The sequence below is a fragment of the Burkholderia pyrrocinia genome (genome assembly GCF_018417535.1).
GTDB lineage: Bacteria > Pseudomonadota > Gammaproteobacteria > Burkholderiales > Burkholderiaceae > Burkholderia > Burkholderia pyrrocinia_E.
Genome location: NZ_CP070977.1, coordinates 3301800 through 3321364, shown reverse-complemented (window position 1 = coordinate 3321364; position 19565 = coordinate 3301800). Strand labels below are relative to the sequence as shown.

At 68.7% G+C, this 19565-nt stretch carries 21 protein-coding genes; 6 read left to right on the top strand and 15 right to left on the bottom strand.

Annotated elements, in window-relative coordinates; genetic code table 11:
- Positions 1-222: 222 nt before the first annotated feature.
- The 7 genes from flgJ to flgD are packed head-to-tail and all read right to left on the bottom strand — an operon-like array spanning position 223 to position 6680.
- A complete protein-coding gene (gene flgJ, locus JYG32_RS15430) occupies positions 223-1209 on the bottom strand; it encodes a flagellar assembly peptidoglycan hydrolase FlgJ (protein ID WP_213264000.1) in 987 nt (328 codons plus the stop codon).
- Positions 1210-2388, bottom strand: coding sequence for a flagellar basal body P-ring protein FlgI (locus tag JYG32_RS15425; protein ID WP_433960829.1), 1179 nt, complete (start codon positions 2386-2388; stop codon positions 1210-1212).
- Between the two features lie 5 nt (positions 2389-2393).
- On the bottom strand, positions 2394-3083 hold the full coding sequence (gene flgH / locus JYG32_RS15420) for a flagellar basal body L-ring protein FlgH (RefSeq protein WP_174383104.1): 690 nt from the start codon (positions 3081-3083) through the stop codon (positions 2394-2396).
- Positions 3084-3104: 21 nt separating this feature from the next.
- Positions 3105-3893, bottom strand: coding sequence for a flagellar basal-body rod protein FlgG (gene flgG, locus JYG32_RS15415; protein ID WP_174383105.1), 789 nt, complete (start codon positions 3891-3893; stop codon positions 3105-3107).
- Positions 3894-3927: 34 nt separating this feature from the next.
- Entirely contained in the window at positions 3928-4686 is a 759-nt protein-coding gene (gene flgF, locus JYG32_RS15410; protein ID WP_174383106.1) for a flagellar basal-body rod protein FlgF, read from the bottom strand.
- Between the two features lie 20 nt (positions 4687-4706).
- The gene (flgE, locus tag JYG32_RS15405; protein WP_174383107.1) at positions 4707-5948 is read right to left on the bottom strand and encodes a flagellar hook protein FlgE; all 1242 of its coding nucleotides are present in this window, start codon (positions 5946-5948) and stop codon (positions 4707-4709) included.
- A 36-nt stretch (positions 5949-5984) separates the two neighbouring features.
- Complete coding sequence (gene flgD, locus JYG32_RS15400) at positions 5985-6680, bottom strand: flagellar hook assembly protein FlgD (RefSeq protein ID WP_283842721.1); 696 nt, start codon at positions 6678-6680, stop codon at positions 5985-5987.
- On the opposite strand from flgD, the gene JYG32_RS38925 reads away from it, so the two are divergent.
- A complete protein-coding gene (locus tag JYG32_RS38925) occupies positions 6670-6810 on the top strand; it encodes a hypothetical protein (protein ID WP_249744639.1) in 141 nt (46 codons plus the stop codon). The genes flgD and JYG32_RS38925 overlap by 11 nt on opposite strands.
- A gap of 18 nt (positions 6811-6828) precedes the next feature.
- On the opposite strand, the gene flgC is transcribed toward JYG32_RS38925, so the two are convergent.
- Complete coding sequence (gene flgC, locus JYG32_RS15395; protein ID WP_174383109.1) at positions 6829-7254, bottom strand: flagellar basal body rod protein FlgC; 426 nt, start codon at positions 7252-7254, stop codon at positions 6829-6831.
- 42 nt (positions 7255-7296) lie between these two features.
- Positions 7297-7785: a flagellar basal body rod protein FlgB gene (gene flgB / locus JYG32_RS15390; protein ID WP_213263997.1), complete on the bottom strand. Its 489-nt coding sequence runs from the start codon at positions 7783-7785 to the stop codon at positions 7297-7299.
- Positions 7786-7989: 204 nt separating this feature from the next.
- Here flgB and flgA point away from each other — a divergent pair, with 204 nt between their 5' ends.
- The 3 genes from flgA (at position 7990) to JYG32_RS15375 (ending at position 10193) form a co-directional block, all read left to right on the top strand.
- A complete protein-coding gene (gene flgA / locus JYG32_RS15385) occupies positions 7990-9228 on the top strand; it encodes a flagellar basal body P-ring formation chaperone FlgA (protein ID WP_213263996.1) in 1239 nt (412 codons plus the stop codon).
- Between the two features lie 118 nt (positions 9229-9346).
- Entirely contained in the window at positions 9347-9676 is a 330-nt protein-coding gene (gene flgM / locus JYG32_RS15380; RefSeq protein WP_174383112.1) for a flagellar biosynthesis anti-sigma factor FlgM, read from the top strand.
- Between the two features lie 76 nt (positions 9677-9752).
- Positions 9753-10193 carry a flagella synthesis protein FlgN gene (locus JYG32_RS15375; protein ID WP_174383113.1) on the top strand — a complete coding sequence of 147 codons (441 nt, stop codon included), beginning with the start codon at positions 9753-9755 and terminating at the stop codon, positions 10191-10193.
- A 49-nt stretch (positions 10194-10242) separates the two neighbouring features.
- Here the strand turns inward: JYG32_RS15375 and JYG32_RS15370 are convergent, their stop codons facing one another.
- Positions 10243-12093, bottom strand: coding sequence for a M24 family metallopeptidase (locus tag JYG32_RS15370; RefSeq protein ID WP_213263995.1), 1851 nt, complete (start codon positions 12091-12093; stop codon positions 10243-10245).
- Positions 12094-12523: 430 nt separating this feature from the next.
- On the opposite strand from JYG32_RS15370, the gene JYG32_RS15365 reads away from it, so the two are divergent.
- On the top strand, positions 12524-13324 hold the full coding sequence (locus JYG32_RS15365; protein WP_213263994.1) for a helix-turn-helix domain-containing protein: 801 nt from the start codon (positions 12524-12526) through the stop codon (positions 13322-13324).
- A gap of 44 nt (positions 13325-13368) precedes the next feature.
- On the opposite strand, the gene JYG32_RS15360 is transcribed toward JYG32_RS15365, so the two are convergent.
- The 4 genes from JYG32_RS15360 to JYG32_RS15345 form a co-directional block, all read right to left on the bottom strand.
- Positions 13369-14610 carry a multifunctional CCA addition/repair protein gene (locus tag JYG32_RS15360; protein WP_174384351.1) on the bottom strand — a complete coding sequence of 414 codons (1242 nt, stop codon included), beginning with the start codon at positions 14608-14610 and terminating at the stop codon, positions 13369-13371.
- A complete protein-coding gene (locus JYG32_RS15355) occupies positions 14607-15254 on the bottom strand; it encodes a glutathione S-transferase family protein (RefSeq protein ID WP_174384350.1) in 648 nt (215 codons plus the stop codon). The genes JYG32_RS15360 and JYG32_RS15355 overlap by 4 nt, the downstream gene beginning before the upstream one ends.
- A gap of 64 nt (positions 15255-15318) precedes the next feature.
- Positions 15319-16281, bottom strand: coding sequence for a complex I NDUFA9 subunit family protein (locus tag JYG32_RS15350; RefSeq protein ID WP_213263993.1), 963 nt, complete (start codon positions 16279-16281; stop codon positions 15319-15321).
- A 56-nt stretch (positions 16282-16337) separates the two neighbouring features.
- On the bottom strand, positions 16338-18290 hold the full coding sequence (locus JYG32_RS15345) for a lytic transglycosylase domain-containing protein (protein WP_174384348.1): 1953 nt from the start codon (positions 18288-18290) through the stop codon (positions 16338-16340).
- An 8-nt stretch (positions 18291-18298) separates the two neighbouring features.
- Here JYG32_RS15345 and JYG32_RS15340 point away from each other — a divergent pair, with 8 nt between their 5' ends.
- Positions 18299-18907: a 5-formyltetrahydrofolate cyclo-ligase gene (locus JYG32_RS15340; RefSeq protein ID WP_213263992.1), complete on the top strand. Its 609-nt coding sequence runs from the start codon at positions 18299-18301 to the stop codon at positions 18905-18907.
- Positions 18908-18974: 67 nt separating this feature from the next.
- Here the strand turns inward: JYG32_RS15340 and JYG32_RS15335 are convergent, their stop codons facing one another.
- Positions 18975-19487: a winged helix DNA-binding protein gene (locus JYG32_RS15335; protein WP_174384338.1), complete on the bottom strand. Its 513-nt coding sequence runs from the start codon at positions 19485-19487 to the stop codon at positions 18975-18977.
- Positions 19488-19565 lie beyond the last annotated feature (78 nt).

The window sequence follows — 19565 nt, the reverse complement described above, 5'->3', positions numbered from 1 at the left end:
GGCGCCCGGGGCAACCGGTGCGCAGTAAAACCGGGCCAGAACGGGGGCCCGGTCGCAGGTCTCTCACACTTAGCGGCAGTGCTGACCGAAAGTTTAGATCGATTTGCCGATTTTTTTCGCGCAAACGTTGAAACCGCGCGCGGCAGGCTGCCGGGCGCGGTCCGAAAGGGGCCAACTGGCGGTGGCTGGGGCCTGTTATCAGCAGGAACAGGCCCTGGTTCGTCAGCCGATCTGCTGCATGATCGAGATCAGCTTCTTCGCATAGTTCGGGTCGGTCGCGTAACCGGCCTTCTGCATCCCGTGCGCGAAGCCCTCGACGCTGCGGCTCGCGCTCAGCACGCCCGAGTAGCGCGGATTGTTCTTCAGCAGGTTCGCGTAATCGGTCATCGCGTGCTCGTACGAGTCGTACGCGCGGAATTTCGCGACCACGCGGCGCGGCGTGCCGTTCACGTACTCGGTCGTCAGCGCCGACACCGTGCGGCCGGTCCAGCCCTTGCTCGCCTTGATGCCGAATACGTTGTAGCTGGTCGAGCCGTCGGCCGCGCGGATCTCGCGCTTGCCCCAGCCCGATTCGAGCGCGGCCTGGCCGACGATGAAGCGCGCCGGGATGCCCGTGGTCGCGCTCGCGGCCTGCGCCGGCGCGGCGAGGCGGTCGACGAACGCGTCGGCGTCCGGCGCACCGCTCGCGCCTTTCAGCGGCGGCGTCAGCGCGCTGCCGCCCGAATAGCCGCGCGCGCCGGCGAGCCCGCCGTTGTTCCCGGCCGCGTTCGCATACGCGCGCGCCATCGCGTTCATCGCGGCGAGGCTGCCTTCGTTGCCGGCCGTGCCGAGGCCGCCCGCGCCCAGGCCGCCCGCGCCGACATCGGCCGCCGTGTCGCCGCCCGTGCCCTGCCCCGCGTTGCGCAGCAACTGTTTCATCAGCGCGTCGGCGACGCCGATCCCGCGCGTCGACATCTGCTGCGCGAGCTGCTGGTCGAGCATCGACGTGTACATCTTCGACGTATGCGAATCGAACAGCCCGCCATCGGGCGACGCGTCGCGCATGCTCTTGAGCATCATCTGCGTGAACATCGCGTCGAACTGCCCGGCGACGGCCTTCGCGCCGGCCTGCGGCGACTGCTTCGCCTGCGCGCGCAGCGCGTCGAAACCCTGCACGTCGAGCGCGAAGCGCTGCGTGAGGTCGTTCGCATTCGGGAGCGTGGCTGCCATTTAGATGACCTCCAGGTCGGCACGCAACGCGCCGGCCGCCTTCATCGCCTGCAGGATCGACATCAGGTCCGCCGGCGTCGCGCCGAGTGTGTTCAGCGCCTTCACGACGTCGGCGAGATTCGCGCCGGCCGTCACCATCTTCAGCGCGCCGTTGTCCTGCTTGAGCTGGATCTGCGACTGCTGCGCCACCACCGTCTGCCCGTTCGAGAACGGCCCCGGCTGCGACACGACCGGCTGCGTGTTGACGACGACCGACAGGTTGCCGTGCGCGACCGCGCAGCTCTGCAGCGTGACCATCTGGTTCATCACGATCGAGCCGGTGCGCGCGTTCAGGATCACCTTCGCTGCGGCCTTGTCCGGGCTCACGTCGAGGTTTTGCAGCCGCGCCATGAACGCGACCTGCTGCGCCGAGTCGGCCGGCGCGGCGAGCTGGATCGTACGGCCGTCGAGCGCCGTCGCGGTGCCCGGGCCGAAGCTCGAATTGACCGCGGACACGATCCGCTGCGCGGTGCCGTAGTCCATGTCGTTCAGTTGCAGTTGCAGCACGCCGTTCATCTGCGCGATCGCGTTCGGCACCGAACGCTCGACGATCGCGCCGCCGACGATCCGGCCGGCCGCGAGCTGGTTCACCTGCACGCGGCTGCCGTTCGCGCTGGCCCCCGCGCCGCCGACCGCCATGTTGCCCTGCGCGAGCGCGTACACCTGCCCGTCCGCGCCCTTCAGCGGCGTGAGCAGCAGCGTGCCGCCGCGCAGGCTCTTCGCATTGCCGAGCGACGACACGGTCACGTCGAGCGCCTCGCCGGGCCGCGCGAACGGCGGCAGCGTGGCGGTCACCATCACGGCCGCGACGTTCTTCAGCTGCATGTTGTTCAGCGACGACGAACCGCCGTTGGCCGACCCGTTGTTGATCGAGATGCCGAGGTTCGCGAGCATGTTCGCGAGCGTCTGCGTCGTGAACGGCGTCTGCATCGTCTGGTCGCCCGTGCCGTCGAGACCGACGACGAGGCCATAGCCGATCAGCGGGTTGTCGCGCACGCCCTGGATCTGCGCGAGATCCTTCAGGCGTTCCGCGTGCGCGGGCGCCGCGCCGAACACGCAGGCCGCGGCCACGAACGCGACGGCGAGCCGCGCGAAGGCTTGCGCGCGGGACGACAGGCGGCTGGACAGGGTCTTCTGCATCGTCATCACCACGGCGAGATGTTGAGGAAGAAGCGCTGCAGCCAGCCCATCGTCTCGGCTTCGTTGATGTAGCCCTTCGCCGAGTATTCGATCCGCGCGTCGGCGACCTGCGTCGAGAAGACGGAGTTCGCGCCCGAGATCGTGTTCGGGTTGACGACGCCCGAGAAGCGCACGAATTCGTTGCCCTGGTTGATCAGCATCTGCTTCTCGCCGCTGACGACGAGGTTGCCGTTCGGCAGCACGTTGGTGACGGTCACCGTGATCGTGCCGTTGAACGTGTTCGCCGCGCTCGCGCCGCCCGTCGCCGCGAACTTGTTGTTGCCGGACGCCGACAGGTTCGCCTTCGCGAACAGCCCGCCGAGGAAGCCGGCCGTCGGCACGTTGAAGTCGGTGTTGCCCTGCCGGTTCGTGTTCGCGCCCGACGATTTCGTCGCGTTGATGTTCTCCGCGATCACGATCGTCAGGATGTCGCCGATGTTGCGCGGCCGCTGATCCTCGAACAGCGGCCGCCCCGCGTAGCCGGGGTTGAAGATCGAGCCGGGCGCCTGCATCGACATCGGCGTCGGCGGCTGCGCCGTCATCGGCTGCTGGATGATCGGATCGCGCGGGATCTGCGCGCAACCGGCGAGCGCCGCCACCGCGACCGCGCATGCGGCGCGGACGGTGGCTGACGGGAGGAGGCGAACCTGCTTCATGGCGACGACGGGGTGTTCCGGTTAGGTCTTCATCTGCGTGACGGTCTGCAGCATCTGGTCGGACGTCGTCACGGCCTTGCTGTTGATCTCGTAGGCACGCTGCGTCTGGATCATGTTGACGAGCTCCTGCACGACGTTCACGTTCGACGCTTCGACATAACCCTGGTTGAGCACGCCCGCGCCGTTCAGCCCCGGCTGCGACACGTTGGGCGCGCCCGACGACGTCGTCTCGGAGAACAGGTTCTCGCCGCGCGCCTCGAGGCCGGCCGGGTTGATGAAGGTCGCGATCTGCAGCGAGCCGATCTGCACCGCGTTGCCCGAGCCCGGCTGCGTGACCGACACGACGCCGTCCTTGCCGATCGTCAGCGACTGCGCGTTCTGCGGCACGGTGATTGCCGGCAGGATCTGGTAGCCGCTCGACGTGACGAGCTGGCCCTGCGCGTTGGTCTGGAACGAGCCGTCGCGCGTGTACGCGTTCGTGCCGTCCGGCATCAGCACCTGGAAGAAGCCCGAGCCGTTGATCGCGACGTCCTTCGAGTTGCCGGTCTGCGTGAGGCCGCCCTGCGTGTACAGGCGCTCGGTCGCGACCTGCTGCACGCCGGTACCGAGCTGCAGGCCCGACGGCAGCTCGGTCTGCTGCGTCGAGTTCGCGCCGGGCTGGCGGATCGTCTGGTAAAGCAGATCCTCGAACACCGCGCGCGACGCCTTGAAGCCGTTCGTGCTGGTGTTCGCGAGGTTGTTCGAAATCACGTCCATCTGCGCCTGCTGCGCATTCATGCCGGTGGCGGCGATGTAGAGCGAACGGTTCACTTGTAAGGTCTCCTGCGTGGGCTGGCGCGGGCGCTCAGCTGAAGTTGAGCAGCTGGTTCGCCGACTGCTCGTTCTGGTCGGCCGTCTGGATCAGCTTCGACTGAAGCTGGAACGCGCGCGCGTTGTCGATCATCGCGACCATCGCGCTCACCGGGTTGACGTTGCTGCCTTCGATCGAATTCGGCGTGACGACCACGTTCGTGTCGGCGTCGGCCGGATTGCCGTCGGCGGTGCGGAACAACCCGTCGTTGCCGCGCGTGAGCGTGGCCGGATCGGGATTGACGAGCTTCATCTGGTCGACGATCGCGACCGCCGTCGGCGGGTCGCCCGGCATCAGCGCGGAAACGGTGCCGTCCTTGCCGATCGTCACTTCCGCGTTCGGCGGCACCGAGATCGGGCCGCCGTTGCCGACCACCGGCAGGTTGCTCGCGTTGACGAGCTGGCCGTTCTCGTCGACGTGCAGGTTGCCGGCGCGCGTGTACGCCTCGCTACCGTCGGCCGTCTGCACCGACAGCCAGCCGGCGCCCTGCACGGCGACGTCGAGCGGATTGCCGGTGCGCGTGATCGGACCCGGCGCGAAATCCGCGCCGGGCGTCGACGCGAGCACGTAGGTGCGCGTCGTCGTCGGGTCGATCGCGCTGCCGTCGCCGAAATTCATCGGTACCGCGCGATACGTCGCGAGCTGCGCGCGAAAGCCCGTCGTCGACGCGTTCGCGAGATTGTTCGCGACTGTCGCCTGCTGGTCGAGCGCCTGCGACGCGCCCGTCATCGCCGTGTAGATCAGTCGGTCCATGGCTGCCGGTTATCCGTGCGTCACAGGTTGATGAGCGTCTGGTCGACGGTCTGCTGCGTCTTGATCGTCTGCGCGTTCGCCTGGTAGTTGCGCTGCGCGGTGATCAGGTTGACGAGCTGCGACGTGAGGTCGACGTTCGAGTTCTCGAGCGCGCTGCCCTGCAGCGTGCCGTGGTTCGTGCTGCCCGGCGCGGAGATCTGCGGCACGCCCGATGCGGCGGATTCCGCATACTGGTTGCCGCCGAGGTTGACCAGCCCGTTCGGGTTGTTGAAGTTCGCGAGCGCGATCTGGCCGAGCACGGCGGTCTGGCCGTTCGAGTAGTTGCCGGTCAGCTTGCCGTCGGTGCCGATCGAGTAGGTCGTCAGCGTGCCGCTCGCGTAGCCGTCCTGCGCGAGGTTGTTCACGCCGTCCTTGCCGCCGTACTGCGTCGTGCCGGTCAGGTCGAGCGTGAGGCTCTGCGGCGTCGCCGAGCCATCGGTGTTCGGCACGGTGAACTGGAACTGGCCGAGCGACGTGGTCGGCGTGGCCGAGCCCGGCAGCGTCGTGCTCTGGATCGCGCCGGCCGAATTGAACGTGACCGTGCCGAGATCGGTCGTGGCGCCGCCCTGGACGCCCGCGTACGCTTCCCACGCGCCGGCCGCCGACTTCACGAAGTACATGTTGACCGCCTGCGAACCGCCGAGCGAGTCGTACACCTGGATCGACGTCGAGTAGTTGTAGGTCGTGGTGTCGGTCGCGCTGAACGGCGTCTTGGCCGGCACCGTGTCCTGCGAGTTCAGGTTGAACTGGCCGGTGATCTTGGTCGTCGCGGTCGGCGCGATGTTGGTCGTCGGCGCCTGCAGCGGCACGGTCTGCGCGGTGTTGATCACGCCGCTCTTGTCGGCCATGTAACCCATCAGGTTCATGCCCTGCGCATTGACGATGTAGCCGTTCTTGTCGCGCTGGAACGTGCCGTCGCGCGAATACGTCGTCACGCCGTTGTTCGACATCTGGAAGAAGCCGTTGCCGTTGATCGCGACGTCGAGCGACGAGTTCGTCGTATTGATCGTGCCCTGGCCGAACTGCTGCTGCACCGAGTTCAGCGACGTGCCGATGCCGATCTGCGTGTTGACCGACGTCGCGACCGAGTTCGCGTACATGTCGGAGAACTGCGCGGTGCTCGACTTGAAGCCGGTCGTGTTCGCGTTCGCGATGTTGTTGCCGATCACGTCGAGCGCGTTCGATGCGCCGGCGAGGCCGCTCAGACCCTGTTGATAACCCATTTCGGTCTCCGTTTCGAGAAAGCTCGATCAGTTGGATCAGTTGGTAGTGGTGCCGCCGGACGACGACGAAGACGCCGTGGACGATGTGGTGTTCGGGAAGATCGACGCGACCTGGGTGAGCCCCACCGTCGTGCCGTTCGACAGCACGAGCCCCGCCGTGCCGTCCGCCTGCTTGATCACGCTCTGCACCTGCGCGGACGCGAGCGTCGCGGCCGCCTGCGGCGTGCCGGCGCTGTTGGGATACGACGCGCTGATCGTGTACTTGCCGTCCGGCAGCGCATTGCCCGCCGCGTCGGTCGGCGTCCAGTTGAACGGCACGGTGCCGGCCGACTGCGCGCCCGCGTTGATCGTGTTCACGACGGCGCCCGCCGAGTTCTTCACGGTGATCGTCAGGTTCGACACCGAGCTCGCCAGCGACACGCCGAACGGCGACGCCGCGCCGCTCTTCACCGCGACGCTGTTGCCCGGCGCGAGCACGTTCGTGCCGATCAGCAGCGCGGCCTGCGTCTGCTGGCCGGCCGCGAGCTGCGTCGACAGCGACGTGAGCGACGTGTTCAACTGCGCGATGCCGCTCACCGTGTTGATCTGCGCAAGCTGCGACGTCATCTGCGAGCTGTCGACCGGGCTCGTCGGATCCTGGTTCTGCAACTGCGTGACGAGCAGCTTCAGGAACGTCGCCTGCAGGTCGCTCGCCGACGTGCCGTTGGTCGACGACACGTTGTTGGTGTTCATCGTGTCGGTCGGCAAGGTCGACACGTTCGTGCCGCTGCTGCCGATCGTCGTGCTGGAGGAAGTCATCCTGGGTGGCCTTGTATCGGAACTGTCGGGTCTGTCGGGTCTGTCGGGTCTGTCGGGTCTGTAAGGTCGGTCGGCGCGCGGCTCACGAGCCGATCGTCAGCGTCTTGAGCATCAGCGTCTTCGCGGTGTTCAGCGTCTCGACGTTGGCCTGGTACGAGCGCGACGCCGAGATCATGTTCACCATCTCCTGCACCGGGTCGACGTTCGGCATCTGCACGTAGCCGTTCGCGTCGGCGGCCGGGTTCGCCGGGTCGTAGGTCGACTTCATCGGCGACGGGTCGTCGACCACCTTCGTCACGCGCACGCCGCCCACGCCCTGGCCGGACGCGGTGCGCGCGCCGCCCATCGGGTCGGTCGCGAACACCACCTGCTTGGCCTTGTACGGCTTGCCGTCGGGGCCGGTGGCGCTGTCGGCGTTCGCGAGGTTCGACGCGGTGACGTTCAGGCGCTGCGATTGCGCGGACAGCGCCGAACCGGCGACGCCGAAGATGTTCATCAACGAAGGCATGGAGGCTCCTTGTGCTTGTGCGCGGGTTCGGAAGCGGCGCGCTTACGAGTTCGTCGAGATCGCGGCGATCATGGCCTTGATCTGCTGGGTCATCACGGTCATCCCGGTTTCGTAGTGCAGCGCGTTGTTCGCGAACTGCACGCGCTCGACGTCGAGATCGACCGTGTTGCCGTCGAGCGACGGCTGCAGCGGCATCCGGTACTGCGCGCGGCCGTAGTCGTCCGCCGGGCCGCCCGTCGGGATCAGCTTCGCCGTGCCGGCCATATGGCCCGCCGCCGTCGACACCATCGACATGCCGCTCGCCACGCCGGCCGGCTGCGCCATCGGCAGTTGCGCGGCGTTGCTCGGCGCGAGGCCGCCGTTCGTCTGCTTCAGCGAGCGCGCGAGCGTCGACGCGAAATCGACGTCGCGGGCCTGGTAACCGGGCGTGTCGGCATTCGCGACGTTCGACGACAGCAGTTCCTGCCGGTAGGCGCGCACATCGAGCGCCTCTCGGCCGAACGCGAATTCCGCATCGAGTTTGTCCAGCATGTGTGCGTCTCTCCGTATGAAGCGCTGCACGCCCCTCGCGCCGGATGGCGACTCGAGAGGCTTTTTTCCATGACAGCGATGGTAGGCGCCGCACGCAACCGGCAATCGGGCGAATAACGCGGCAAAGCCCCCCTCTATTCATCGTTTGCGCGGCGGCCCCGCTCCCTAGAATGCGAATCGGATCAACGGATCGAGGACACGGCGATGACTGGCAGCGCACTTCGCGGCAGGAACGGGCGGCTCACGCACGTCCGGCGTGCGTTTGCGCTCGCCGCGGCGCTGTGGATCGCCGCATCGGCCGCGCATGCGGACGACGGGATGATCGTGATTCCCGGACGCGGCGAGACGGCCGAAACCGCGCTCGCGCACGCCAATGCGGCGAGCGGCGGACAGTTCGGCGGGAATGCGGGGATGGCTTCGGGTGCGGGCATCGCGCCGGACGCCGGACGTGCGGCGGCCGGCTCGGGTGGTACGGCCGGCACTGCCGCTGCCGGCTACGCGGCGCAACCGGCCGGCGCGATGGTCGTGACGAACGTCCCGCCGCCGCCCGCGCCGGCCGCCGCGCCTGCCCCCGTCTACGCAGCCGCTCGCGCGAACACCGGTTACGGCGCACCGCGCACCGCCGATCCCGACGCCATCGCGACGGTCGTCGCCGGTACGGCCGGGCCCGCGTCGAATCCCGCGCGGCTGGCGCCACAGCCAATCGCCGCGCGCATGGCGGCGGCCCGCGCCACGTCAGCCGCGCCGGCGCCGCGCGCGCCGGTGGCTTCCGCCAACCCGGCCCAGGCGGCCGCCGTGGCCCAGAGCGCGACGCCGCCCGGCCAGCAGGACCCCGACTCGATCCGGCGCGCGGCCCTCGCGTTCCTGCAGCAGCAGATCGCCGGCCTGCCCGGCAAGACCACCGCGACGGTCACGACCGCGTTTCCGCGCGGGCTCGCCGCGTGCACGACGCTCGAGCCGTTCCTGCCGACCGGCGCGCGCCTGTGGGGCCGCACGACGGTCGGCGTACGCTGCGCGGGCGAGCGGCCGTGGACCGTCTACCTGCAGGCGAAGGTCGCCGTGCAGGCCACCTATTACGTCGCCGCGCGCCAGATCGCGCCCGGCGAGCCGCTGGGCGCGGCCGACCTGATCGCGCGCGACGGCGACCTGACGGTGCTGCCGCTCGCGGTGATCACCGATCCGGCGCAGGCGATCGGCTCGACCGCGCTCGCGCGCATCTCGGCCGGGCTGCCGCTGCGGCAGGACATGCTGAAGAGCGCGGCGTCGGTGTCGGCCGGCCAGACGGTGCGGGTCGTCGCGGCCGGCCCCGGTTTCACGATTTCGGCCGAGGGCAGCGTGCTCGCGAATGCGGCGCCCGGCCAGTCGGTGCGGGTGCGGATGGCGGCGGGCCAGATCGTCACGGCGATCGTCAAGGACGCCGGCACCGTGGAAATTCCGCTGTAGGGGCGGATGCCGCCGCAAGATTGCAAAGAATTGTTTATTCGGAGAATTTCGGGCTCACGATGCTAAAGTTCGGGCCGACCCGGCCGTTATCTGGGTCAAACCGTACAGGAAACCCATCGTGAAGATCGATTCCACTCCGAACCCGAGCCCCCTCGCGCCGACCGGCAACGGTGCGACCCGTGCGCAATCCGGCGCGGCCCAGTCGTCCGCGCAGGCGGCCGACGCAGGATCGACCGGCGGCGACACGACCGTGAACCTGTCGGGTCTGTCCGGCCAGTTGCGCTCGGTATCCGCGTCCGGCAACGGCGATATCGACACGGGCCTGGTCCAGTCGATCAAGGAAGCGCTGAACAACGGCACGCTGACGATCGACGCGAACAAGATTGCCGACGGCGTATTGAATACCGCCCGCGAGCTGCTGCAGCAGCAGCGCCCGCAGGGTAGCTGAGCCGGTCGCCTCGCGGCCGGTCCCCCGGTTTGCCGGCACGCCGCACCACGCGCGCCGGCGCGACGAGCATGACGCGATGAGAGAAGAGCTGCTGGCCACGGTCAACGACGAACACGCGACGGTCGAGGCGTTCGCGTCCCTGCTCGCCTATGAAGAAAAGGCGCTGACGACGCCCGAGCCGCTCGACATGCTGCCGGGGATCGTCGAGAAGAAGAGCGAGCTGATCGACCGGCTCGCGCAGCTCGAGCGCACGCGCGACACGCAGTTGTCCGCGCTCGGCTTTGCGTCGGGCAAGAAAGGAATGGACCAGGCCGCCGAGCGCGATGCACGCCTCGCCGGCCGCTGGCAGTTGCTGCAGCAGGCCGCCGAACGCGCGCGCCAGGCCAACGCGAACAACGGGATGCTGATCCGGATCCGGATGGACTACAACGAGCGCGCACTCGCGGTGCTGCGCTCGGCCCCCGCGCCGGCCGGCGTCTACGGCCCCGACGGGCGCGTGTCGGCGCTGATGCGCTGACGCCGCGCCACGCGGCCGCCCGGCGGCCGCGCGCCTGTCTTCCCTTTCCTTACAACAGCGGACACGCGGTGACCTGCGTGCCCCGCGCCACACACAGCCGCTCGTAGTCGCGCAGGTACGCGCGCTCGTCGTCGTCCAGCAGGTCGAGATCGATCAGGTCCCAGTCGTAGCCGACCGTCACGATGTTCTCGAACGTCACCGTGTCCGGCTGCGCTTCATCCTGCCGGATGATCACGATGTTCTCGATCCGCACGCCGCCCTTGCCCGGCACGTAGATGCCCGGCTCGACCGAAATCACCGCATTCGGCACCAGCCCGTACTTCGCGCCCGGCGCGAAGCGCACGCCGCCTTCGTGCACGTGAATCCCGACGCCGTGCCCGGTGCCGTGGCCGAAATCGTGACCGTGATCGCGGCACACCTGCCGCACGAGCGCATCGACGTCGCCGCCCGTCGCCGTGCCCGGGTAGCGCGTGACGAGCCCCTTGATGCAGGCTTTCAGCGCGACCGTGTAGATCTCGCGCTGCCACGGCTGCGCGACCGTATCCGCGCGTGTGCGGCGCAGCACGACGCGCGTGCAGTCCGTCGCGAAACCGGCTTCGTAGTACGCGCCGCTGTCGAGCAGCACGAGCTCGCCTTCCGTCAGCTCGACGTCGGCGCTCGCCGCCGTGTAATGCGCGAACGCGCTGTTCGCGCCGTTCGCCGCGATCGTCGGAAACGTCAGCGCGACCGCCGAGCGTGCGCCGTACGCGTCGTTGATCGTGCGCGCCAGGTCGTATTCGGTGTGGCGCGCGCCCGGCTCGCCGGTCTTCGCCCAGCGCATCGTCTCGGCGATCGCCGCGGAGCTGCGCGCGAACGCATCGCGGAACCGGTCGAGCACCGCCGGCGTCTTCGCGGCCCGCATCGCCTCGACCGGATTGAAGTCCGCATGGCGCGCCTGCGGCCACACGCCGCTCACCGCATCGACGAGCGCGCAGTTCACCGATTCGAAGCCGTAGCACACGTGCTCGACCGCGAACTGCGCGAGAAAGCGCTCGAGCGCCGCAACGTCGCTCCGGATCACGTGCAGCGCCGGATACGACTCGAGCGTGACTTCGCAGCGGTCGCAGCCTTCCGGCAGGAACAGCGCGACCTGAGCGCCGACCGCGAACAGGAAGCCGAGGTGCGACGACGCATTCGGGATGTGATAACCGCGGCTGTTCAGCAGATACGCGAGATCGTCCGACGCGCAGGTGAAGAACGCGGTCTTGCCGTCGGCCGCGCCGGTATGCGCGGCGAGCTGGCGGTTCAGCGTGTCGAGGTTCTGCGCGACGCTCAGGCCCGTCATCGATTCCGGCAGCTCGAAGATCGGCCGCTCGACGACCCAGCCCGGCAGCGCGATCGCGCGGTCGATCTCGCGATCGGCGAGGCTCGTCCAGTCGAGCACCGCGGCCTGCGTCTGCTTGAGCAGCCGGTTGCGCTGCGCGACGCTGATCCGCAACCCGTCGTAGCCGACCCGCGCGAGCCGGCTCGCGTGCGCGACCAGCCAGTCGGCCATCGCCTGCCAGATCGTCAGGTTCATCCCGAGCTTCTCGATGCGCACGCGCGCCGGATCGCACTGCTGCTCGGCCTGCAGGTGATAACGACCGTCGACGAACAGCACGAACGGCGGCAGGCCGAGCGCCTGCGCGGTCGCCGCGCTCAGGAAGATCCCGCAACCGGCCGAGCCGTCGAAGCCCGACAGCGCGTAGCGCGGGTTATTGCCGCGCGGCAGGTACTCGGTGACATATTCGTCCTGCGACGTGACCACCACCGCGTCGAGCCGCGCGGCGTCGAGCAGGCGCGACAGGCCGGCCTGCGCGTCGGCGACGGGCGCGTCGTACGGGGGAAGGCCGGAGAAGCTGTATTTCAGTCGATCGATCATCGGATGCCCACGTTATTCATTGTTGTCGGTGGTCGGCGGCGTGACGCGGCGGGGCGCGTGCCTGAAGCAGGCTTGACGCGACACGGCGCCGCTGCGCGGACGACGCGCGGCACTGCACGTCGCCGGGCCGCTGTGCCGTGCCAGCGACAGGTCCGCGGAAATTTTTGTCTCACTTAACTTTTTTTGATGCGCGCGACAGAATCTAGAGCAGGCCGAAATTGAGGTCAAGCTAAAATTTTCGTAGGACTAAAATCGTCCGAGCGGTCCCGCATGCGTGCGCGACGCGGCCTCGCCCGGCGATACCGCGCGGTACAATGCGCCGGCATCGTCGTCCCGACGGCCGTGCTTCGTGCGATGCGCGGAAAGCGATGTCCCGGCGACAGCACCGCCCCTCCGCTCGCCTCCCGACTCGTTGCCACGAAAGAGATTCATGGATTCAGACATCATGCGTATCGGCCAGCGCATTCGCCGCCTGCGCCGGGAAGCGAAGAAGACGCTGCTGGAAGTCGCGACCGAAGCGAAGCTGTCGGTCGGGTTCCTGTCGCAGGTCGAGCGCCATCTCACGGGCATCTCGCTGTCGTCGCTCGTCAACGTCGCGAAGGCGCTGGGCGTGCCGCTCGGCGCGCTGATCGACCAGCCGCGCCAGGCGCAGCCCGATTCGCATGAAGGCAGCCGCGAACCGTACGCGGTCGACAGCGCGTCGCAGTGGTACGAACGGCTCTCCACGACCTTCGACGGCAGCCAGATCAACGCGGTCAAGGTGCAGATGATGGAAAGCTACCGCTCGGAATGGGTATCGCACGGCGGCGACGAATTCGTCTACGTGCTGACCGGCCGCATCTGCTACACGGTCGGCAAGAAGGATTACCCGCTGGCGCCCGGCGACTCGCTGCACTTCGACGCGCGCAAGCGGCATCGCGTCGCCAACGTGGGCGACGGGCCCGCCGAACTGATCGCGGTCAGCACGCTGCCGCTGTTCGACGACAGTTGCGCCGAATTCGTGTCCGCGACGTTGGAAATCAGGCAGCCCGCCCCCGTCGTGCGCACTGCACCGGGCGAGCCGCGCGTGAGCCGCCGCGAACCGGCGCCGAAACGCGGCCGCGACGCCGAGCCGGCACGGCCGGCCAGCGCAGCGGAACAGAAGGCTGCCGCGAAGCAGCGCGCATCGGCCGGCAAACGCCCAGCTGCCGACACCCCTGCGCGCAAGGCAACCGCGCGCAAGAAACCGTAACGGCTGGCGGGCGCGCACTGCCCGCCGCTGTCATGCCTGTCGCCCTATTCGCCGATCGCGAGCGCCTGTGCGACGGCCTGGATCCGCGCGCGATGCACGGCCTCCTTGATCTTCTCCGCCTCGCTGCCGATGCCGCGCGCGATCGCGCCGGCATCGACGCTACGCGCGGCCGCGAGCGCCACGCGCAGCCGCTCGGCCTGCGGATACGGCTGCGTGTCGAGCCCGAGCCGCCCGCGCGCATCCGATTCGCACGCCTGCAGCATTTCGGCGAAACGCGCCGGCTTGCGCAGCGCGTCGCTGCGCTCGAACAGCCGCACCAGCGCGGCCGCGCCCATCTCCATCACGCGATGCAGGTTGCCGTGCTCGCGCGCGACCACGAGCGCGAGATCGCGGCATTCGTTCGGCACGCGCAGCCGCTCGCACAGCGGCTTGAGCAGGTCAACGCTGCGCCCCTCGTGGCCGACGTGGCGCGGCAGCACGTCCGCGGGCGTCGTCGCCTTGCCGAGATCGTGCGTGAGCGCCGCGAAGCGCACCGGCAGCGAATAACCCTGCTTCGCCGCATAGTCGACGACCATCATCACGTGCACGCCCGTATCGACTTCCGGGTGGTAGTCGGCGCGCTGCGGCACGCCCCACAACGCATCGACCTCGGGCAGGACGCGCGCGAGCGCGCCGCACTCGCGCAGCACCGCGAACATCCGCGACGGCTTCGCCTCCATCAGCCCGCGCGCGATTTCCTGCCACACGCGTTCGGGCACCAGCGCGTCGACCTCGCCCGCGTCGACCATCCGCCGCATCAGCGCGAGCGTTTCGTCGGCGACCGTAAAATCCGCGAACCGCGCGGCGAAGCGCGCAATGCGCAGGATCCGCACCGGATCCTCGACGAACGCGTCGCTCACGTGCCGGAACACGCGCGCGCGCAGGTCGGCCTGCCCGTCGAACGGATCGATCACGGGCCCGACCAGCGCGCCCTCCGGGCTCACCTCGCGCGCCATCGCGTTGATCGTCAGGTCGCGCCGCGCGAGATCCTCGTCGAGCGTCACGTCCGGCGCGTAATAGAACTGGAAGCCGTGATAACCGGCCGCCGTCTTGCGCTCGGTGCGCGCCAGCGCGTACTCCTCCTGCGTCTGCGGATGCAGGAACACCGGGAAATCCTTGCCGACCGGCCGGAAGCCCTGCGCGGCCATCTGCTCGGGCGTCGCGCCCACCACCACGTAGTCGCGGTCCTGCACGGGCACGCCGATCAATTCGTCGCGGATCGCACCGCCTACTGCGTAGATGTTCATGGCGTCGGCTCGTAGTCGGCGATCACGGTCGTTTCGCGGCGCGCCGCGTCGATCCACCGCTGGACGGCCGGCAGCGCCGTCACGCGCGCCGCGTAGCCGGCCGCTTCCGGCGACAGACCCGGCGCATACGTGTTGAAACGCATCACGACGGGCGCGTACATCGCATCGGCGATCCCGAACTCGCCGAACAGGAACGGCCCGCCCGACGCCTCGAGGCACGCGCTCCACAGCGCATCGATGCGCGCGACATCGGCGAGCGCGTCGGGCGTCGCGCCGCGCCCCGGCATCGACGCGCGCACGTTCATGCCCATCTGCGTGCGCAGCGCAGCGAACCCCGAATGCATCTCGGCCGCGACGCAGCGCGCATGTGCGCGGTCGAGCGGATCGGCCGGCCACATCGGGAACTGCGGGTAACGCTCGGCGAGCGTCTCGGCGATCGCGAGCGAATCCCAGATCGCGACGCCGTGGTCGTCGATCAGGCACGGCACCTTGCCGGACGGCGAATACTCGAGGATGCGCGCGGTCGTGTCGTCGCGGCGCAGCTCGACCGCGATCTCGTCGAACGGGATGCCGAAATGCGCGAGCAGCAGCCACGGACGCATCGACCACGACGAGTAGTTCTTGTCTCCAATGACGAGTTTCATGACGGTGTTCCGGAAAACGCGAAGGTGGAAAGGATGCGGCTGAACGGCGGCGCCCCGGCCGGGCCTAGCGCCGCCGCGAGCGGAACCAGTCGAACCGCGACCGCGCCGCGGCGTTGCCGAGATACGCGGGCGCAATGCTTTCGAGACTTGCGGGCGAGATTCCGAGTTCCAGCGCGAGCGGCCCCGACAGCACGTTCGGCACCGACATCGACGCGAGATTGTCGCGCGTGAGCACCGGTTCGCCGGGCAGGCATTCGAACACGATTGCCTGCAGTTGCGCGAGCGCGTCGGGCAGCCGCACGATGCGGGCCTGCCGGCCGACCAGCGTGCCGCAATAGCGCACCAGTTGCTCGAGCGTGTAGACGGTCGGGCCGCCGAGCTCGTAGGTCTTGCCGTGCGCGGCCGCGAGATCGAGCGTGTTGACGAACGCGCGCACGACATCGCCGACGAACACCGGCTGGAAGCGCGCGTCGGGCATCGCGAGCGGCAGCACGGGCACCGTGCGCTGCAGGTTCGCGAACGTGTTGAGGAATGCGTCGCCGGGGCCGAACACGACCGACGGGCGGAAGATCGTCAGCGCGAGCGAATCGGTCGCCGCGATCGCGTGCAGCGCAGCCTCGCCGTCGCCCTTCGAGCGCTGGTACATGCTCGCGCCGTGCGAATCGGCGCCGAGCGCGCTCATGTGCAGCAGGCGCCGCACGCCGACCTCGGTGCACGCGCTTGCGAGCGCGGCCGGCAGCGCGACGTGCGCGCGCTCGAAGCCGGGCCCGTACGGCGTGCCGCGGCCGCCGTGCAGCACGCCGACCAGATTGATCGCCGCGTGCGCGCCGGCGACGAAACGCGCGAGCGTGCGCGTGTCGAGCGCTTCAAGCTCGACGATCTCGACCGGCAGCATCTGCAGGTGGCGCGCGTGGTCGCGCCGCCGCGTGCCGATCCGTACGTGCTTGCCGGCGTCGATCAGCGCATTCACGAGCCGGCTGCCGATGAAGCCGGTGCCGCCCAGCAGCGCGACGGTCTGGCGATCCATGTTCGGCTCCTCAAAAGAACACTGCCGCGTCTCGCGCGGCAGTGTGAAGTTGCGGATCAGGGCGAGATCATGCCTAGACGTTTCTTCAACGACTGCGGTTTGCCCTCGAAGAGCGCCGCGTAGTAGACGGTATTCGACAGCACGTTCTTCACGTAGTCGCGCGTCTCGTTGAACGGAATCGTCTCTGCAAAGATCGCGCCTTCGATCGGCTGCGTCAACACCTGGCGCCACTGGCGCGGCCGGCCCGGGCCCGCGTTGTAGCCGGCGGTGGCCAGCACCGGCGAGCTGTCGAAATTGTTGAAGATGTCCGCCAGATACCAGGTGCCGAGCTGGATGTTGGTATCGATGTCGTGCATCTGCGCGCGCGTGATCGCGCCCATGCCGAGCTTCTTCGCGACCATCTGGGCCGTCGCCGGCATCAGCTGCATCAGGCCGCCCGCGCCCACCGACGAACGCGCGCTCGTGATGAAGCGCGATTCCTGGCGGATCAGCCCGTACGCCCATTCGACGTCGAGGCCCGTCGATTGCGCGTAGCGCTCGACGATATTGCGGTACGGCGACGGGTAGCGCAGCGTGAAGTCGTGCTCGGCCTTCGTGCGGTCGGCCGTGTTGACCGTGCGGTCGAGCAGTTCGACGCGCTTGCCGTATTCGGCGGCCGCGAGCAACTGGCGATCGGTCATCCCGCGCAGCGGCCAGTTCCATTCGCGGTTGCCTTCGAGGCGCAGGTTCAGCCCGTAGAAGCGCTGCGCGAGCGCGAAGCCCGGAATCTTGCTCATCGCGTCGATCTCGGCGTCGCTCACCTTCGTGCGCGGCGGGATCGTCGTGCGCTGGCCGAGCTCTTCGCCGGCGAGCTGTCCGTAGAAGTTGAACTGCCCCGCGACCTGCTCGAATTCCTGGTTCGCCTGCAGCGTGTCGCCGCTCTGCTTGAGCGCGCGCGCATGCCAGTAGATCCACGCCGGATCGTCGCGCAGCGACGGCGGCATCTGCTCGATCGACCAGCGCACCATCGGCCAGTTGCCGGCGAGCAGCGCGGCGCGCGTGCGCCATTCGTAGCCCGGGTTCGACAGCGGCGCATTCGCGGATTTCGCGTACCAGACCGATGCGAGCGCCGAGCGCTTGATCGCGCCCTGGTAACCGATCGCGCCCCACGCGATCGCCTGTTCCTGCTTCGTGAGCGAGCCGGCGACCGACGTCAGCATCCCGGCGGCCGCATCCGGATCGTTGCGCGCCATGCGACCGAGCGCGATCAGCGCGATCTGGTGCGACGCCGCATCGCTGCCGACGCCGCGCGCGAGGTACAGCGGCGGCGCGCTCGTCGCCTGGTCGAAGCCGACCGGACGCGGGCCGAGCGCATCGACGATCTTGCCGCCGAGCGTCGTGTAGTTCTGCTCGTACGCGAGGCGCGCCTGCTGCCACACGTCGTCGCTCGTGAACTGCTGGTTGACCGTGAGCGCGGTGATCAGGTCCACGCACGCGTCGCCGTAATTCTTCGGCTCGACGAGCAGCGCGCGCGCCGCATCGGCGACGTTCTCGCCGCGCGCCGCGCGCGATTCGAGCGCGTAGCACTTGACCTGCGTGTCGTCGTCGAGCACGAAGCGCTTGTATTGATCGTCGAAGCTGCGCCAGTCGTGGCGCGCGCCGAGCACGAGCAGGTAATCGTTGCGCAGGCGGTCGGCGATCGCCTGGCCGTCGTAGCGTTGCAGGAACGACTGCACGGGCGCGTCCGGCGCATCGACGCGCGCGCGGCCCGTCGAATCGAACAACTGCGGCTTGATCTGGAAATACTCGACGTAGGACGGGACCGGATAGTTCGGGATCATCGACGCGAGCTGCGCGGCTTTCGCGGCGTCGTTGCGGCGCGCGGCTTCGCGAAGCTGCACGAAGACCTGGTCATCCCCGGCGACCGTGTCGTCGCCCGGTGCGGCACACGCGGCCGTACCCGCGACGAGCGCGGCGGCCGAAAGTGTCAGCGCAACCGCGCGATATACTCGAAAAAGGCTGTTCGACATCGTTTTGAATGGAGCACGAATTGAGCGAAAGCATAGCACGCAACCCTGTGCCGAACCCGAAGGTCGCGCTGCGCAAAACGCTGTCCGGCGCGCGTCGCGACGCCGCGTCGCAGCCCGCCGCGAACGCCGCACTCGACGCGCGGCTGCGCACGCTCCTCGACCGGCTCGCACCGCGCACGGTCGGGTTTTACTGGCCGCTGCCGGGCGAATTCGACGCGCGCGACGCGGTGCTCGCGTGGTGTGCGGCAGGCGCCGGCCGGCGCGCCGCGCTGCCCGTGATCGGCGAGCGGCACACGCCGCTCGCGTTCCATGCGTGGGACGCGCACACGCCGATGCGCGAAGGTCATCACCGGATTCCGGAACCGGCGGCGGGAATCGTCGTCGTGCCCGACCTGCTGCTGATTCCCTGTTTGGGATTCGATCCGCAGCGCTACCGGCTCGGCTACGGCGGCGGCTATTACGACCGCACGCTCGCCGCATGGCCGGGCGACACGCTGCCCGTGACGGTCGGCATCGCGTATGAAGCGTGCCGCGTCGAAGCGTTGCCGGCCGAAGCGCACGATCTCGCGCTGCACTGGATCGTGACCGACGGCGCACTCTACACGGCTGCCGGATGACGCGGCGCCACGGCCGTCGTCGCACGCCCGTCAGCGCAGCGCAGCGCGCCCCCCTTTCCGCAATCGTTTACAGCGACGCTGCCGCCCGCGCGGCCGTGTCGTAGAGGCCCGATGCGTGGCGCAGCAACTGCGCCGCGTCGCCGATCTGCGCGTTGGTGAGCCCGCTGTCCTTCAGCGTCTCGATCAGGCAGTGCTCGCGCACCTCGCGATACTTCAGGCACAGGTCGCGGCCCGCGTCGGTCGCGAAGAAGAACACTTCCTTGCCGTTCTTCTCGCTCTTCACATAGCCGCGGGCGATCAGTTTTTTCAGCGCATAGGTCGCGACGTGCGTATCCTCGATATTGAGCACGAAGCAGATGTCGGCGAGCTTCTTCTTGCGTTCGCGATGGCTGACGTGATGCAGCAGCGACACCTCGACCGCCGTCATGTCCTTCGCGCCGGCCGCCGACATGCAGCGCACCATCCAGCGGTTGAACGCGTTGCCGGCCATGATGAGCCCGTATTCGAGCTCCGACAGTTCCGCGCTCGAATCGGAAACGAGGTGTTCGGATGACACGATCTTGGTCGGAGGACGCTTCATGGAAAGGCGGCGCAAGCAGGATGTCAGGGTGTGCCGAGTGTACGACAGAAGCCCCGGAAGACGGGCTAGGCGAAAACG